The organism is Terrabacter sp. Ter38, assembly GCF_024519435.1.
Classification (GTDB): domain Bacteria; phylum Actinomycetota; class Actinomycetes; order Actinomycetales; family Dermatophilaceae; genus Terrabacter.
Genome location: NZ_JALJRZ010000012.1, coordinates 95,161 through 111,963 on the forward strand (window position 1 = coordinate 95,161; position 16,803 = coordinate 111,963).

Genomic DNA, 16,803 nt, shown 5'->3' on the forward strand with positions numbered 1-16,803 from the left:
GTCCGCGTCGGCCCTAGGCCGGACCCGCTGGACCGCGGGCACCTCACCAGCACGTGGTCAGCGCGTCGTCAGCACAGAAGGGGCGCCGCCTTGATCCGTCGCCATGTCCGGGCGTCCGCCCTCGTCTCCACTCTCGTCGTGGCCGTGCTGGCAGTGGGTCTGGCACCCGCGCAGGCCCATCCCGGCCACGGGTCCGACCCGGTGCACGATCGGCGCGGCGGGGCCGGAAAGGCCCTGGCGCAACTCGATGTACGGGATGCGCCGGGCTCCTCGATCGACGGGGGCCGTACGCCCGCGTCGTCGCCGAAGCCCTCGGCAGTCCTGGAGGCGAACGCGAGCACGTGCGACACGATGACCGGCTCGAGCATCCCGTTGGCCGACCGTGCCATCGCGCGCGCGTCCTTCCCGGGAGCGGCGAGGATCGTCGTGCAGCGCCAGCGTAACGAGGGCACATGGCGGACTGTCGGGACGATCGTCGGGGAGCAGGGTCGGCTGGGGGACATGTCGATCAACCCCCGTGCGGACTTCACGTACAGGTGGATCGCCTATGCCGCCTCGGGCGCGGTGCAGAGGTCGTGCCAGGACGCGAGCTTCACGAGCGCGTCGAGCAGCGACGGATGGGGCATGGCCGACGCCGTTCTGGCCGGCGAAGGGGGGTCTCTTCCAGCAGGCTCCTGAGGAGTGGGCCGGCGACCAGATCGCGAGCGGGATCTGGATGACGCCCAGCTACTCACCGGACGGTCGGCTGCTCGCGGCCACCATCGTGAACCCCGAGACCGGTCGGAGCGTGATCGAGGTGCGTCGGGCCCGGACCCGGGCCGTGGTCTTCACGGTCGACCTCGGCCCCGACGTCGCGCCTGCCGACAGCGCCTTCTCGCCCGACGGTCAGACGCTGGCCTACACGCGCTACGACGCCGCTACCGGTGAGCCGCTGGGCCTCGGGCTCGTCGACGTCCTCGGCGCCCACACCACGCGCGTCCTCACCTTCGACGTCCCCGTCGCCGAGCCGGCATGGCGGGCGGACGGGACCAGCCTCGTCGTCACGGCGTTCGACACCGCCGAGGGGTTGTCCGTCGTCTGCGTGACCTGCACGAAGTCCACCCCCATCAACGGAACGTCCGGCGGCTACTCGCCGGAGGTGGCGCCCGACGGGACGATCTGGTTCATCAGCTCGTCCGGAGCCGCCAGCCTGCTGCGCAAGCGCGTCGCCAACGGCACCGCGAGCACCGTCCGTTCCTCGACGACGGTTGTCTACTCAAGGCCGCGCCAGACACCGGACGGCACCATCTACGTCGGGACAGACACCCCCTCCGAGTCGGACCCGGCACAGTCGTACTTCGAGGTGGTCAGCGTCTCCCCGGCGGGCGCCGCCTCGGACGGCTGGACGCCGGTCCAAGGCTGGCAGTCACTCGGCCGCGCCTTCTACGGCTACGACATGCGTCAGGTCCCCAGTCCGGGGACGGCACAGTTCACGGGCAACGGCAACGACGACCTCGTGGCCCGAGACGGGTCCGGCAACCTGTGGGCGTACGCCGCCGACGGCGGACGGGTGGCCGGTCGGGTCCTCGTCGCCAGCGGATGGCAGGGCATGAACGCGGTGGTGGCAGCCGGCGACCTGACGAGGGACGGCCGCGCGGACGTCGTCGCCCGCGACGGGTCGGGACGGCTCTGGCTGTATCGCGGACTCGCGTCTGGGAAGCTCGCGGCCCGCACCGGCCTCGGCTCCGGATGGAACGGTTACACCATCCTCGGGGTGGGGGACTGGAACGGCGACGACAACGCCGACCTCGTCGCTCGGGACGGTGCCGGGACCTTGTGGCTCTACCCGGGCAACGGACGCGGCGGGATCTCGGTGCGCACGAGGATGGGCAGCGGCTGGGGCGGAATGACCGCCCTCGTGGCCAGCGGTGATATCGACTTCGACGCCCGCGCCGACCTCATCGCGAGGGACCGGGCCGGCGTGCTGTGGCTGTACCCCGGTAACGGCGCCACCGGATTCCTCTCACGCCGGCAGCTCGGCACCGGTTGGGGCTCGTTCACCGCGATGCTCGCGAGTGAGATCACCAACGGCAGGGCGGACCTCTGGGTGCGCACGTCGTCGGGCCAGCTGATCTCGTGGGACATCGGAGGGGACGGCGCGATCATCTCCAACACCCGCACCCCTCACGGTTACGGATGGAACGGCATGCTTCTGGCGTCCTGAGCCCCTCGAGCGGGGCAGCTCAGGCCCGCTGGACGGCATACTCGGGCTCGGCCGCCCGGCCACGGGTGCGGGAACGTGCAGTTCTGTGCCGACACGACACCACATGTCGCCCGTGTCCTCCAGGCTCCGGTCGGCCGCTCGGGGACGCGGCCTCCACACCTCACGAAAGGCAGCCACGTGGCTCGTCATCACCTGGGGGCTCGCGCCCTCACCCTCGGGGCGGCAGCGGCCTTGCTCGGCCCCATCGCCCTCGCCGTCCCGGCGAGTGCGGGGCCGACGCAGGGCTCGCACGGTCTCGACCTGCGCGGACGCACCGGTCTCGTCATCTCCGGCGGCGCCAAGGCACCGTCCGGCACGGTCGCCCCGAGCGCCCGGAAGGCCGTCGACTCCGTCCAGGGCCGCAAGACGGCCCCGCGTTCGGCCGTCTCCGGACGCGCCGCCGCGAGGACGCTCGGCTCGCTCTCCCTGTCGTCGGCCACGGTCGACGGGGGCTCGCCCTTGCTGTCGACCCAGGCGGCGCCGCAGGCCGTGGCAGGCACGTGCGCCGAGGGCGCCATCGACGTCAACCCGATGGTGGACCGCACCGTCGTGCGGGCCACGTCGCCGATCAACGGCGCCCTGACGCTCCAGCGCCAGCGCGAGTACGGCTCGTGGCGCACCATCGCCACCGGTTCGGGCACGACGCTCAAGGTCAACGACACGACGGTCAACGAGAACGTCTCGTACCAGTACCGGCTGCTGGCCAAGAACGGCACCGACCCCGCCTTCGACTGCACGACCGAGTTCATGTACGGCATGTGGACCCGCGACGGTGCCGGTGACCCCGACGCCGTGGTCGCGGGCACGACCGGCATCTTCCAGCAGGGGATGTTCAGCGTCGGCAGCCGCGCGGTCGCCAACGAGTACCAGAGCCCGCGCTACTCGACCGACGGGCGCCTCTACGCCGCCACCAAGGTCATCGACGACGCCGCCGGGCGGGCCGTCCTGGAGGTGCGCCGCTCGTCGAACTCGGCGCTCGTCTTCACGGTCGACCTCGGCACGAGCGCGTTCCCGGCAGACCCCGACTTCTCTCCCGACGGGCAGACGATCGCCTACACCCGCTACGCGGCCGCCACGGGGCAGTCGCTCGGACTCGGTTTCGTCGACGTCTTCGGCGCCCACACCAAGACCGTGCTCAGCCCGTCCACGCGCGTCGGCGAGCCCTCGTGGCGTCCCGACGGCGCCAGCCTCGTCGTGTCCACCTTCGGCGTACCGACGCCGGGACTCGCGGTCGTGACGAAGGCGACGGGCGCCGTCACGCCGCTCAGCGGCACAGCCGGCGGCTACACCGCCGACGTCGCCCCGGACGGCACGATCCTCTTCGCCTGGACCGCGAGCGACGACTCCTCGAGCGCGCTGCGCCGCAAGGCCACGAGCGGCGCGGTCTCGGACGTGCGCACCTCGACGACGGACTTCTTCATCTCCCCGCGACTGACGCCGGACGGCACGCTCTACGTCGAGCGGGACACGCCCGACGTCGCCGACCCGACGAGCTACTCGATGGCGGTCCACTACGTCGACCCCGCCAACGCGCTCGACGACGAGATCACGGCGGTCGGCCTCGAGTTCGAGGACACCTTCATCAACGGCTGGGACGTGCGCCAGCCGCAGAGCAAGGGCACGTCGGACTTCACGGCCGAGGCGCACCACGACATCGTCGCCCGCGACGCGAGCGGCAACCTCTTCGCCTACCGCAACACCGGCAACGAGCTGAGCGGACGCGTCCAGATCGGGTCCGGCTGGAAGAGCTACACGGCGGTCCTCGCCGCGGGTGACCTCACCGGCGACGACCAGGCCGACCTCGTCGGTCGCGACGCCAACGGTGCGCTCTGGCTCTACCGCGGCAAGCCGACCGGCGGCTTCCTCGCGCGGACCGCGCTCGGCACCGGCTGGAACAGCTACACGCTCGTGGCCCCCGGCGACTGGAACGGTGACGGCCGCGCCGACATCGTCGCGCGCGACGGTGCCGGCACCCTCTGGCTCTACCCGGGGACGGGTCGCGGCACCCTCGCTGCCCGCGTCAAGCTCGGAACCGGCTGGGGTGGCCTCACCGTCATCGGACCCGGCGACATCGACTTCGACAACCGCGCCGACCTCATGACACGCGACTCGGCCGGCCGACTGTTCGTCTACCCGGGCAACGGCACGGGCGGCTTCCTGGCCCGCCGCCAGATCGGCTCGGGCTTCGGGCAGTTCAACGCGATGACGATGACCGAGGTCACCTGGCACCGCCCGATGCTGTGGGTGCGCACCACGGCCGGCGAGCTCGTCAGCTTCGAGATCCGTGGCGACGGCGTCTTCTCGCCCGGTGACGTCTACAGCGTCGGCACCGGCTGGGGATCGTTCACGCTGACCTCCTGACCGGCATACCCCTCGGGACGCACGGCGGCCCGGCACCCCCTGACGGTGCCGGGCCTTCGTGCGTCGTGGCGCTCGGTCAGCGGCGGTAGGAGACGATCACGCTGGGGCGCGGGAAGCCGTCGGTGTGCGGCCACGTGCTCGACGGCGTCTCGAAGGTCGCGCCGTCCGTCTCGCCGGGGTGCTGCACGGCGACGAAGACCGATCGCTGGTCCTCGGTCACGAGCGGACCGCACGTCTCGGCGCCGAACGGCACGGTGAGGAACTGCTCGACGCGGCCGCGCTCGGGTCCGGAGACCGGCACCCTGAAGAGGCCGTCGTTGGAGCCGAGGACGTTGCCGTCGGTCGAGATCCAGAGGTTGCCGACGGCGTCGAAGGCGACGTTGTCGGGGCAGCTGATCGGGCTGACCTTCGACGTGTCGTAGCCCGCGAAGTACGTCTCCGGCGCTGCGGGGTCACCGCAGACGAGGAAGAGGTCCCACGTGAACGCCGTCGCGGTGTGGTCGTTCCCGAGCTCGGTGAGCTCGAGGACGTAGCCGTTGCGGTTGCCCGACTTGCTCGTGAGCGGCGCGTCCAGGCTCGCACGGACCATGCTCGAGGCGAGCGGGTTCGTCTCGTCGGTCGGGTACTTCACGCCGCGGTCCGAGTTGTTCGTCAGGGCGGCGTAGATCTTGCCGTTGACGGGGTTGGGCTCGACGTCCTCGGGACGGTCCATCTTCGTCGGACCGACGGTGTCGGCGGCGAGCCGGGTGTTGACGAGCACCTCGGCGACGCTCATGCCCGGGACGTAGGACCGGGTGTCCGAGGTGAGCGCGACCCACGTGCCCGCGCCGTCGAACTCGCCGTCACCGGTGCCGTCACCGACGAACTTCGCGACGTAGAGGGTGCCCTTGGTCAGGAGGGTCTTGTTGTGCGCGCGGGCAGCGCGCGACTCGCCCTTGCGGAAGCGGTCTGCCGAGACGAACTTGTAGAGGTAGTCGCCGCGCTCGTCGTCACCCATGTAGGCCACGGCGTGCCCGGAGTCGGAGATCGTGACGTTGGCGCCCTCGTGCTTGAAACGGCCGAGCATCGTCTGCTTGACCGGCGTCGAGCCGGGCTCGAAGGGGTCGACCTCGACGACCCAGCCGAAGCGGTAGGCCTCGTGCGGGTGCTTGCTGAGGTCGAAACGCTCGTCGACGCTCGACCAGCCGCGGTTCGTCACGGCTGCGGTGGCGAGGCCGTAGCGTTTGAACGACGTGGCGTTCGCCGGGTCGACGGCGCCGCTGGCGTCGAAGTAGCCGTTGAAGTTCTCCTCGCCGGACAGCACGGTGCCCCACGGGGTCGTGCCGCCGGCGCAGTTGCCGAAGGTGCCGTTGACGTGGGTCCCCGTCGGATCCGCGGCCGTGCGAAGCAGCTCGTGGCCAGCGGCCGGGCCGAGGAAGGCGAACTCGGTGTGCACGGTGATGCGGCGGTTGTGGGGGGCGCGCCGGTGGTCGGCGCGGATCCAGGATCCCTGGGCGCGGCCGCGCTCGATCGTGACGACGGCCATGCCGTGAGCGGCCATCGCGATCTTCTTGATCGTCGCGTCGTCGTACTCGCCCGCCGGGAACATCAGGTTCTCGTCGGTGTACTCGTGGTTCGTGACGAGCAGGGCCCGTCGGCCGTCCAAGGGCAGCACGCCGACGTAGTCGTTGTTGTAGCCGAACTGCCGTGCCTGGGCCTCGGGCGTCTGGGCGTGCGCGTCGAACCGGGGCGCCCCGGCCTCGACCGGGTCGCCCCAGCGGATGACGACGTTGTGGGTGAACTCGGGGGCGTTCGTCACGGCGTCGGCCCGGTTGGGCGCGACGGGCGTGAAGGCGGCGCGGCCGACGTCCCGCGTGGTGCGGCTCCGGCCGGCCCCGGGGCTGGTGCCGGCGGCCGCGGCGGGCGTGGCGGTCGCGAGGCTGCCGACGACGAGTGTGCCGGCGCCGATGGCGCCGCCCTTGAGGAGGGACCGGCGGGCGAGAGCTCCCTCGACGAGGTCGCGCATCGCGGGGTTGGCGCTCTCGTTGGGGACGGGGGCGTCGCAGGCGTCGTTGCAGCGGTAGTGGCACGTCATGCGGCTGCGTGAGCCGTGACGCGGCGTGGCGATCAGGGGGAGAAGCTTGGGGGTCACGCGGGTGCTCCTTCGGCGAGTGAGTCCGCCGCGCCCCTCTGGTCGACGCGGCTGGGAACCGCCTGTGACGTTAGGAGCGCAGGGGGAGCGTGCGGGTGCTGTTGCGGTGGCCATCCGGTGAACTCCGCGTGTCCCCGTGTCAGGGCGTATGCCGCCCGGAACCGCTCGTCGCGCGTCGCCGTGGGTGGGACGCTGGTCGACATGCGGATGCTCTTCGCGACGACGGCGGGCACGGGGCACTTCGGCCCCATGGTCCCGGTGGCCCGGGCGTGCGTCGAGGCGGGGCACGAGGTGCGGGTCGCCGCCCCGGAGTCCTTCGCGAACCACGTGGAGCACGCGGGACTCGAGCACGTGCCGTTCGACGACGTAGCGCAGGAGGTCATGGGCGCGGTCTTCGCGCGGCTGCCGTCGATGAGCCCCGAGGAGGCCAACGCGACCGTGGTCCGGGACGTCTTCGGTCGGCTCGACGCACAGGCCGCGCGGCCGCGGGTGCAGGAGCTCGTCGACGCGTGGGCCCCGGACGTCGTGCTGCGCGAGCCGTGCGAGTTCGGGTCCCTCGCGGCCGCGGTGCGGTCGGGTGTGCCGCACGTCGAGATGGCGATCGGGCTCGGGAGCCTCCAGCGATGGGCCGGGCAGGCGCTCGTCGACCCGCTGGGAGAGCTCGACGTCGTCGCGGGCCTCGACCACGGGTCGTGCGCGGCGGCCATGTCGTCGGCGGCCGTCCTGTCACAGGTCCCTCCGAGTCTCGACGTTCCGGACCACCTGCCGGGCGCGAGCGGCGTTGGCGCTCAAGACGTCACGAGGGTCACCCGGTATCGCGACGGTGCGGCCCGCTCCGGCTCGGGGACGCTACCGACCGGTTGGGGCGACCCCGACCTCCCTCTCGTCTACGTGACGTTCGGGTCGGTGACGGCAGGCTTCGACGCGCTGAGCTCCGTCTTCGAGCTCGCGCTCGACGCGCTCGCCGACCTGCCGGTGAGGGTGTTCCTCACGACCGGGCACGCGGGCGACCCCGAGAGCCTGCGGCCGTGGCCGGACAACGCTCACGTCGAGCGGTGGTGGCCGCAGGACGACGTCATGCCGCTCGCGTCGGCGGTGGTCGGTCACGGTGGGTTCGGCACGATGATGTCCGCCCTCGTCGCCGGGGTGCCGCAGGTGCTCGTGCCCCTCTTCGCCTTCGACCAGGAGGTCAACGCCCGGCGCATCGAGGAGGTCGGGGCGGGCGTTCGCCTCGCAGGTCGCCACGGTGCGATGGCCGAGCTGTCCGGCGCCCTCACCCGGGTCCTCGCCGACACCGACATCCGTTCCAGGGCCGCCGCGCTGGCCGACGAGATCGCGGCGCTCCCGGACGCGTCGGAGATGGTCGGCACGGTCGAGGCCATCGCCGTCGGTGGCTGACTGGGCCCGTCCTGGCCCGGCCCTGGTCCGGAGGATCCGCGAGCGGCTCTGGCGTCAGGGGATGTGGCGCTCGGCGTCGACCTCGTTGCGCATCTCGACGAGGGCCTGCGCGTGGTCGCGCAGGGCTACGTCCTCCTCGCTGCCAGGCACCCACGGGCGGGCAGCGACGGCGTTGCCGTCGACGTCGAGCGGGACGAAGACGATGAGCGAGTGGGTCGTCAGGTCGAGGTCCTGGGTCGAGGGGTCACCCGAGCGGACGTGGACGCTGATGTGCATGCTGGAGGTACCGGTGAGCAGCAGCCGCGCCTCCACCTCCACGAGGTGGCCGATCCGGAGCGGCCGGTAGAAGCGGACCCCGCCCGCGTAGACGGCGACGTTGGACGCCGAGCCGGTCCACTGCGTGGCGAGCACGTGCGCAGCCTCGTCGATCCAGCGCATGACGATGCCGCCATGCACCTTGCCGCCCCAGTTGACGTCGGTCGGGGCTGCGAGGAAGCGCAGCACGACGCGGGGCGCGGTGCCGGCGTCGCTGTAGGTCTGGGCGGCCATGGCTGCGGCGATCTCGTTGCGCAGACCGATCCGGGTGACCGCACTCTCCTGCCACTCGCGGTCGTGCTCGTCCTCGGGGACGAGCTGGGCGACCGGGGTCGGTCGGCCGTTCTCGTCGACGGCGACGAAGACCATGATGCAGTCGGTCGTCGGCCGCAGGTCGCCGTCCTTGGGGTTGCCGGCCGAGACGGTGACGAGGATGTGCATGCTCGTCGTGCCGGTGTGGATGACGCGCGCTGTGGCCTCGACGAGGTCGCCCACGTCGACCGGCCGGGTGAAGCGCACGTTGCCGACGTAAGCCGTGACGCTGTACGTCCCGCTCCACCCCGCGGCTGCGGCGTAGCCGGCCTTGTCGATCCACTCGAGCACACGTCCGCCCCCGACCGTGCCGGAGTAGCCCGCGTCGGTGGGTGCGGCGAGGAAGCGCAGGGTGATCTCTCGGGCGCCGCGCGGCATGGGGTCCTCCTGGGGTGCCTGGGGTGTGCGTCACGAGAGTGGCAGAGCAGGGGCCGTCGTGGGCGGTGAGTCCGACCTCCGGCGGTCCGGACGGTCGAGCAGGGCCACCTGGACGGGTGTTGAGCGGCCGTGGATCACGAGGTGCCCGCGACCGGCACGGTGCGTGCTCTCGTTCTCGAGACGGACGCCCAGCACGTCGCCGTCTCCCGGGGACGTCGCCCCGAGCAGGATCCCGATCCCGTCGCGCGACACCTCGGGCAGGAGCCCCCGGAAGGCGCCGTTCGCGCGGGCCAGCTCCGCTGCGACCACGACCATGCCCTCCGTGCCGTCGACGAGGCGAGCAGCCTCGACGAGCGCCGCTTCGGCCCGGCTGCCGTCCACGAGCTCGACGTCGTCGACGAGCAGGCACAGATCGGGATCGTCACGCCGAACGCCGATGAGCTCCGTGGCGTCGTGTGGTGTCACGGTCGGGCACTCGCCGTCTGCCGCCCACCGGGACAGGACGGAAGGGCGTGGACTGACGACGAGAACACGTCGTCCCAGCCGGAGCAGCTGCTCGCCGATGGTCACCAAGGTCGTCGAGCGCCCGGACCGGTTCGGTCCGGCGACGACGACGCGGCGGTGACCGGGCCCGAGCGGCAGGGCCAGGGGTGCGGCTTCGTCACCGCCGACGCCGACCCACAGGCCGTCCCGGACCGACGGCAGGTCCTCGAGCCGCGTCTGCTCCGGCAGCGCCGCGATACGCCAGGGGAGGCGGCGCCGTCCCTCCCGGGAGAGGGCACGGTGGACGTCCACGACCCGGGCCTCGGCCTCCACGACGTCGCCGGCTGAGGTCGTGGCCAGCTGCACCTCATGCCCGGTCCGGAGGTCGATCGCCCGTCCCGGCGTCCTCGTCGTCGTGGCGAGCTCGGGGGGCACGCCGGCCAGGGTGAGGTCCAGCGGGTCGGGCAGGTGGAGGGCCAGCCGGTGGTCGAGCAGGCCCGGCAGCCGGCCGGAGAGGATGGCCCGCCCACCCGTCACGGCGAACCTCACTCGCGCACGGGGGCCGTCTCGGAGCAGTCGGTGCAGCTCGTCGACGGCGGCGCCGTGGTCGAGACTCGACAGCGCCTCTTCGAGCGACTCCCACCCGTCGACGAGCACGACCGTGCGGGGTGCCCCCGACTCGTCGCGGTCGACCTGCTGGAGGAGGCGGGCGACGACGCGTCGGGTACGCGTCGGGTCTGCGCCGTCGGCCACGGTCCCGACGTGCGGGAGGGACGCGAGCGCGGCGCACGGCCCCGCGACGCCCTGGAGCACGTGCAGGTGCAGGTCGTCGGGTGAGGTGCTCGCGGCCAGGCCGAGGGCGAGGGTGACGAGCGCGGTGGAGCGACCCGAGCGTGGCCCACCGGCGATGCCGAGGTGGCCGCGGTCGTCCGCATGCCACCAGAGCGTGTCCCGTCGCTGTTCGTCGGGCACGTCCACGAGACCCATCGGCACGTCGAGCGCCGGCATCGACCCCGACGAGCGCGCCGTGGCGGCCATCACGTCGGCCGGGGTCAGCTCGGTCGGCAGTGGCGGCAGCCAGGGAGAGGGCTGGGACGGGATGCCGGCGCGACGGGCAGCGTCGCGTGCCGCGTCGACGACGGCGAGCAGCTCGCTGGGGTGAGGCCCCTCGTCCGAGACGTCCTCAGGAGGGGCGACCGGGGACATCAGGTCGCGCAGGACGACGCGGGTGCGATCCGTCGTCTCGGGACCCTCGGCCAGCGGGCCCCCGAGGTAGGCGGTCTGCACCGTGGTCAGGCTGCGGTCGCCCGAGCGCAGGCAGGCGCGTCCGGGCGCTCGCGGGTCGAGCGAGGCGGCGTCTGCGGCGTCGACGACGTCCTCGCTGTCGGCGCGGTCACGGACCCGTAGCGCGATGCGCAGGGCGATGTTGGCCCGCATGTCGGCGGAGACGATGCCTGCCGGACGCTGGGTCGCCAGCACGAGATGGAGACCGAGCGACCGGCCGAGAGCCGCGACGCGCACGAGTCCGGCGATGAAGTCCGGGAACTCGTCGGCGAGGGCCTTGAACTCGTCCACGACGATGACGAGGCGGGAGAGCTGAGGGAGCTCACGGCATACGCCCGCGGAGCGCCGGTACTGGTCGAGGTCGCGCGCGGACGCCCGCGCGAGCAGCCGCTCACGGCGCTTCATCTCGGCATCGAGCGAGGTGAGCGCTCGCGCCGTCAGGTGCGCGTCGAGGTCGGTGACGAGGCCGACCGTGTGCGGCAGCCGCGCGCAGTCGCCGAAGGCCGAGCCACCCTTGTAGTCCACGAGGAGCAGACCCAGCGCGTCCGGCCGGTTGCTCACGGCGAGGCCGGTCACGAGGGTCTGGAGCAGCTCCGACTTGCCCGACCCCGTGGTCCCGCCGACGAGCACGTGCGGACCGTCCGCCGCCAGGTCGACCACGAGGGCGCCGTCGGTCGACCGTCCGAGGAGTGCGACGGGGCGACCGGTGCTGCGTGCCCACGACCGCGCCAGGCCGTCGCCGGTCGTGGGGTCGACGCCCGTCTCCCGGTGCAGCTCCACGAACGACACGTGCCGGGGCAGCGCCGCCGATCCCGAGTCCGGTGTGGCGTCGACGTACGGAGCCAGGACCCGGCTGACGCCTTCGAGCCAGCCGACCGACGGCAGGTCGGGGACCACTCCGGTCAGGGTGTGCCCGTCCGCACGCACCGTGGCCGACGGCGCGAGTCCGTCCAGCTCCACCGTGGCGCGCGTCTCGGCCGGCAGTGCGGTGGGGTCCACGTCCACGCAGATGAGGACGACCCCGGCCATGGGTCCGTCGCGCAGCAGGTCGGCAACACCCGGACGGGCCCGGAGCCCGCTGGCTCCGTCGAGGAGCACGACGACGTCGGGCGCCGGACATGGTGCTTCCGTCCATCGGCCGTCGTTCGCCGCGCGGCGGCTGTCGACGAGCTCGCGGAGGAGCGAGACCTGTCGTGCCACGTCCGCCGCGCGTCCGGCGACGCGCGCCGGCGAACCGTCGTCGTCCCGGACGTGGGGGAGGTGCGCGGCCCACTCCCAGTCGAGCGCGTGCTCATGCGTGTCGGCGAGGAGGTGGACCTGGACGGTGCGGGGCGTGTGCCAGGTCGCCACCTGGAGGAGCAGGCCGCCGACGAGCGAGAGCGTGTGGCCCCGGGGGCCTGCGACCCCGACGACACCCGAGGTCGCGATGTCCAGCAGGGCGGGCAGCCCGTTCACCTGCGGTACGCCGCCGGGTGCCGGACCGGACACCTCGGCCCGGCTCGGTTGGGTCGCGGTCCCGAGGCGAAGCACCAGGTGGTCGTCGTCCGAGGGCCGCCGCTCCCACAGCCGCGTCCCGCGCCGACGGGCGACGGCCTCGAGGTGTCCCAGGTCGGGATGGTCCTCGCGTCGTCGGGTCACGTCGGCTGCGACGGCCTCGGCGAGGCGGCTGTGGGCCTCGGCGAGCAGCGCGGCGTGCTCACGGACCTGCCGGCGATACGACACCCGACCAGCGCGACGGTCGCTCACCCACTGTCCGATGAGAAGGACCGGCGACATGAGGGCGAAGAGGAGGAGGGCGGGCGAGGAGAGCGCCACGGCGAGCACGGCCGACAGGGCGACCGGAGCCAGCGACGTCAAGAGGGGCGCACGGTGTCGGTCCGGGCGGGACGGGACCTCGGGAAAGGGCACCGACGGCGGGACGCTCGCGTCGCGGAAGCGCGGCTGGCGGTGGATCCGGACCTCGCCGTCCATGACATCGTGGTGACCGGCGCGGACGTCGACGCCGCCCAGGACGAGCGTCGTCGACCCGACGGTCAGCAGCTGACCGGGCTCGAGGCGCGCCCCGTCGCACGGGAGCGGTGTCCCTTCGATGCGTGAGCGGTTGGTCGGGTGGTGGTCGACGACGCTGACGTGGTCCGGCGTCACGGTCACGACCGCGTGAGCGCGCGAGACGCCCGGGTCGTCGAGGCGTACGTCCGCGGACGCGGCACGCCCGACCACGTGCTGGCCCCGACCGAGGGACACGACCCGCCCCGCGCCGACGCCACCGGCGAACCGCAGCTCCACGGCGCCGCGACCCGTCGCGATCCCTACGGGATCATCAGGCCGGGTGACGGTCAGCAGCGCCCCGCGCAGGAGGGGCGGAGCACCGACGAGGGCGTCGTCGGTGACGAGCCGGCCGCCGGAGCGGAAGCCGCAGCCCGGGACGCCGGCGACCTCGGTGAGCTCGGAACGGATCTCGCCGAAGCGTGTGCCCGACGGGCCCTCGATCGTCACGTGTCGCGAACGCGGTCCGAGCACACGGGTGTCGATGACGGTCATGGTCAGGCGCACCGGATCCTCCTTCTCGCGTCCCCCATGAGACAGCCCGCGAGCGGGCCGCACGCCCTCCCGTGCACAGGTGTGGACGACGGCGGCGGCCGGATCCCGGTGCCCGCTACGGTGCCGGGCCATCGCGCCACCTCACGGCGACCCTGTGGAGGAAGATCACGCGTTTGGACGCATTTGACTTAGCTTGGACGCGCCAGATCCGCGGAGTCCGGGCAGGATGTCGGGCGTAGCAACTCACAGGGTTCAGGGGAACGCATGTCCACACAGGAAGCGGTGCGCCACGTCGAGGGCGAGGTCCGTGAGCTGATCCGTCGCTCGGGTCTCGATCCCGCCCGTGACTCCAAGGCCGTACGCCGTCTCGTCCAGGACGCCGTGCAGGACTACGACGAGCGTTCCCTCCACGGGGGGATGCCGACGCTCGGAGACCAGCGACACGCCGTTCACTCGATCCTCGCCGTCGTCGCCGGCTACGGTCCGCTCCAGCAGTACTTCGACGACGACGCCGTCGAGGAGATCTGGATCAACGAGCCCTCGCGCGTCTTCGTGGCCCGTGGCGGCATCGCCGAGCTGACCCCCACGATCCTCACGGCCGACGACGTGCGCGATCTCGTCGAGCGGATGCTCAAGAGCAGCGGCCGGCGCGTCGACCTCAGCAGCCCCTTCGTCGACGCGACGCTCGCCGACGGGTCCCGGCTCCATGTCGTCATCCCCGACATCAGCAGGGCCCATTGGCAGGTCAACATCCGCAAGTTCGTCGTCAAGGCCGACCACCTCGACGACCTCGTCCGTCTCGGCACGATGCCACGACAGGCGGCGACGTTCCTCGAGGCCGCCGTCGCGAGCGGCCTCAACGTCCTCGTGGCCGGCGGTACCCAGGCGGGCAAGACGACGCTCCTCAACTGCCTCGCCGCCGCCATCCCGCCGCGAGAGCGCATCGTGACCTGCGAGGAGGTCTTCGAGCTGAAGATCCCACAGCGCGACGTGGCCGCCATGCAGTGCCGCCAGCCCAGCCTCGAGGGCACCGGCGAGGTCCCGCTGCGCCGCCTCGTCAAGGAGGCGCTGCGCATGCGTCCGTCGCGCATCATCGTCGGCGAGGTGCGACAGGAGGAGAGTCTCGACCTGCTCATCGCCCTGAACAGCGGGGTGCCTGGCATGTGCACCGTGCACGCCAACAGTGCCCGCGAGGCCGTCACGAAGATGTGCACGCTGCCCCTCCTCGCCGGCGAGAACGTCTCGAGCCGCTTCGTCGTGCCGACGGTGGCGGCGGCGGTCGACGTCGTCGTCCACGTCGCCCTCGAGCGCGACGGTGTCCGACGGGTCCGCGAGATCGTCGCCGTCCCCGGACGGGCCGAGGGGGACGTCATCGAGATCGCCGACCTCTTCGTCACGCGCGACGGCGCCCTGCGACGGGCCGACGGGTTCCCGCCCCACCGGGAGGCCTTCGAACGGGCTGGGTACGACGTGGCGGCCCTTCTGGGTCAGGCGGACTCGTGATCTCGCCTCTCGCGATCGGCCTGTTGCTCGGCGTCGGTCTCTTCTTCGTCTACTGGTCGTTCTGGCCGCAGGAGGAGCCGCCCCGCGAGAAGGGCGACAAGGGCGGCTTCATGGTCGAGCTGCGTGACCACCTCACCCAGGCCGGGTACTCGTCGGTCACACCAGGCAACGTCGTCGCCGGGTCGGTGGTGCTCTTCGTCCTGGCCTTCATCCTGGTCCTCGCCCTGACGCGCGTCGTCCCGATCGCGTTGTGCTTCAGCCTCATGGCAGGCGCGATCCCGCTCTCGCTCGTGCGGATGCGGGCACGCAAGCGCCGCAACAAGCTTCGCGACCTGTGGCCCGACGTCGTAGACAACATCACGTCGGGCGTGCGGGCAGGCCTGGCGCTGCCCGAGGCACTCTCGCAGCTCGCCGTCCGCGGTCCGGCCGAGCTGCGGCCCGCCTTCGCAGCGTTCGCGGAGGACTACCGGACGACAGGACGTTTCCACGACTGTCTCGACCGGCTCAAGGACCGCCTCAGCGACCCGGTCGGCGACCGCATCGTCGAGTCGCTCCGGATCGCCCGCGAGGTGGGTGGCAGCGACCTCGGGAAGCTGCTCCGCACGCTGTCATCGTTCCTGCGTGAGGACGCGCGCACGCGCTCCGAGCTCGAGACCCGCCAGAGCTGGACGGTCAACGCAGCCCGTCTCGCGGCCGGCGCCCCGTGGGTCGTCCTCGGGCTGCTCGCCCTGAACGGCAGCTCGCTCGCGGCCTACTCGTCGCCCACGGGATGGGCCGTCCTCGCGGTCGGCGCCGCGCTGTGTGTCGTGGCCTACCGAGTCATGGTGTGGATCGGGCGACTCCCCGAGGAAGAGCGGGTTCTCCGGTGAACGGGCTGGCGGGTCGACTCGGCCAGCTCGTCCCCGACGGGTGGTCGTGGGTGGGCGCGAGCGCGGGGGTCCTTCTCGTCGCGGGCGTCGCTCTCGTCGTCGCAGGCCTGCCCGCGAGCCGCCGCCCGACCCTCGACGACCGCCTGGAGCCCTACCTGCGCGACACGCCCCGCCCGTCGACGTTGCTCTCCCGGCCGGCCCCGCCACGTGGGCCGTTCGGCTTCGGTGAGCTGCTCGCGCCCTACGTGGCCAGGCTGGGATCCGGCGTGGGTTCGCTCGTCGGTGGCGCCCCGTCCGTGGCGCGTCGACAGCTCCGTGCGGGGCAGCCGGCGGACGTCGAGCGGTTTCGCGCCGAGCAGGTCATGGCCGGGGCAGCCGGGGGACTTGGTGGTCTCGCCTTCACGGCCGTCGTCGCCGTCGCGCAGCGGCGTTTCCCCGTGCCGGTCCTCGTGTCGATGGTGATCGTCGGGGTGCTCGGTGGGATCGCCGGTCGCGACTACCTCCTCAGCCGTGCCGCGAGCCGGCGCGAGGCTCGGATGCTCACCGAGTTCCCCACCGTGGCAGAGCTGCTCGCCCTGGCCGTCAGCGCAGGGGAAGGAGCTGTCGGCGCCCTCGAACGCGTGTGCCGCCTGTCCCGCGGAGAGCTCTCCGACGAGCTGCGCCGGTGCCTGGCGGATGCTCGGGCGGGAGCCAACCTGCCTACGGCGCTCCAAGGTCTCGCCGACCGCACCGGGCTGATGAGCCTGACCCGTTTCGTCGACGGCATCGTCGTCGCGGTCGAGCGTGGCACACCGCTGGCCGACGTGCTCCGGGCCCAGGCACAGGACGTCCGCGAGGACGGGCGACGCACCCTCATGGAGGACGGCGGGAAGAAGGAGATCTACATGATGGTCCCCATCGTCTTCCTCATCCTTCCGGTGACGGTGCTCTTCGCGCTCTACCCCGGCCTCAGCTTCCTCCACCTCAAGCTCTGACATCCGGCTCAC

10 protein-coding genes are annotated in these 16,803 nt (G+C 72.4%); 7 read left to right on the forward strand and 3 right to left on the reverse strand.

Annotation, left to right across the window (positions count from 1 at the left end; translation table 11 throughout):
• The first annotated feature begins 138 nt into the window (after positions 1 to 138).
• The 3 genes from NR112_RS20085 to NR112_RS23035 all read left to right on the forward strand — a co-directional run bounded on the left by NR112_RS20085 (position 139) and on the right by NR112_RS23035 (position 4,603).
• The gene (locus NR112_RS20085; RefSeq protein ID WP_256796067.1) at positions 139 to 678 is read left to right on the forward strand and encodes a hypothetical protein; all 540 of its coding nucleotides are present in this window, start codon (positions 139 to 141) and stop codon (positions 676 to 678) included.
• A 37-nt stretch (positions 679 to 715) separates the two neighbouring features.
• The gene (locus NR112_RS20090; protein WP_256796068.1) at positions 716 to 2,203 is read left to right on the forward strand and encodes an FG-GAP-like repeat-containing protein; all 1,488 of its coding nucleotides are present in this window, start codon (positions 716 to 718) and stop codon (positions 2,201 to 2,203) included.
• Positions 2,204 to 2,380: 177 nt separating this feature from the next.
• The gene (locus tag NR112_RS23035; protein WP_256796069.1) at positions 2,381 to 4,603 is read left to right on the forward strand and encodes an FG-GAP-like repeat-containing protein; all 2,223 of its coding nucleotides are present in this window, start codon (positions 2,381 to 2,383) and stop codon (positions 4,601 to 4,603) included.
• A gap of 76 nt (positions 4,604 to 4,679) precedes the next feature.
• Here the strand turns inward: NR112_RS23035 and NR112_RS20100 are convergent, their stop codons facing one another.
• Positions 4,680 to 6,734: a PhoX family phosphatase gene (locus NR112_RS20100; protein ID WP_256796070.1), complete on the reverse strand. Its 2,055-nt coding sequence runs from the start codon at positions 6,732 to 6,734 to the stop codon at positions 4,680 to 4,682.
• Between the two features lie 201 nt (positions 6,735 to 6,935).
• Here NR112_RS20100 and NR112_RS20105 point away from each other — a divergent pair, with 201 nt between their 5' ends.
• Entirely contained in the window at positions 6,936 to 8,132 is a 1,197-nt protein-coding gene (locus tag NR112_RS20105) for a glycosyltransferase (RefSeq protein ID WP_256796071.1), read from the forward strand.
• A gap of 54 nt (positions 8,133 to 8,186) precedes the next feature.
• On the opposite strand, the gene NR112_RS20110 is transcribed toward NR112_RS20105, so the two are convergent.
• A complete protein-coding gene (locus NR112_RS20110) occupies positions 8,187 to 9,137 on the reverse strand; it encodes an acyl-CoA thioesterase (protein ID WP_256796072.1) in 951 nt (316 codons plus the stop codon).
• 30 nt (positions 9,138 to 9,167) lie between these two features.
• A complete protein-coding gene (locus NR112_RS20115) occupies positions 9,168 to 13,457 on the reverse strand; it encodes an FtsK/SpoIIIE domain-containing protein (RefSeq protein WP_256796073.1) in 4,290 nt (1,429 codons plus the stop codon).
• A 252-nt stretch (positions 13,458 to 13,709) separates the two neighbouring features.
• Between NR112_RS20115 and NR112_RS20120 the strand changes: the two genes are divergently transcribed.
• Genes NR112_RS20120 through NR112_RS20130 form a run of 3 tightly spaced genes read left to right on the forward strand, consistent with a single transcriptional unit; the run spans position 13,710 to position 16,791 of the window.
• Entirely contained in the window at positions 13,710 to 14,948 is a 1,239-nt protein-coding gene (locus NR112_RS20120; protein WP_256796074.1) for a CpaF family protein, read from the forward strand.
• On the forward strand, positions 14,948 to 15,817 hold the full coding sequence (locus tag NR112_RS20125; protein WP_256796094.1) for a type II secretion system F family protein: 870 nt from the start codon (positions 14,948 to 14,950) through the stop codon (positions 15,815 to 15,817). Before NR112_RS20120 ends, NR112_RS20125 begins: the two co-directional genes overlap by 1 nt.
• Positions 15,814 to 16,791, forward strand: a complete 978-nt coding sequence (locus tag NR112_RS20130; protein WP_256796075.1) for a type II secretion system F family protein — start codon at positions 15,814 to 15,816, stop codon at positions 16,789 to 16,791. Before NR112_RS20125 ends, NR112_RS20130 begins: the two co-directional genes overlap by 4 nt.
• The last annotated feature ends 12 nt before the right edge of the window (positions 16,792 to 16,803 follow it).

What these genes read in the sequence shown, in the direction of transcription:
- NR112_RS20090 (WP_256796068.1), top strand. Translation starts at nt 716, where the DNA reads ATGACGCCCAGCTACTCACCGGACGGTCGGCTGCTCGCGGCCACCATC.
- NR112_RS20105 (WP_256796071.1), top strand. Translation starts at nt 6,936, where the DNA reads ATGCGGATGCTCTTCGCGACGACGGCGGGCACGGGGCACTTCGGCCCC.
- NR112_RS20110 (WP_256796072.1), bottom strand. Translation starts at nt 9,137, where the DNA reads ATGCCGCGCGGCGCCCGAGAGATCACCCTGCGCTTCCTCGCCGCACCC.
- NR112_RS20120 (WP_256796074.1), top strand. Translation starts at nt 13,710, where the DNA reads ATGTCCACACAGGAAGCGGTGCGCCACGTCGAGGGCGAGGTCCGTGAG.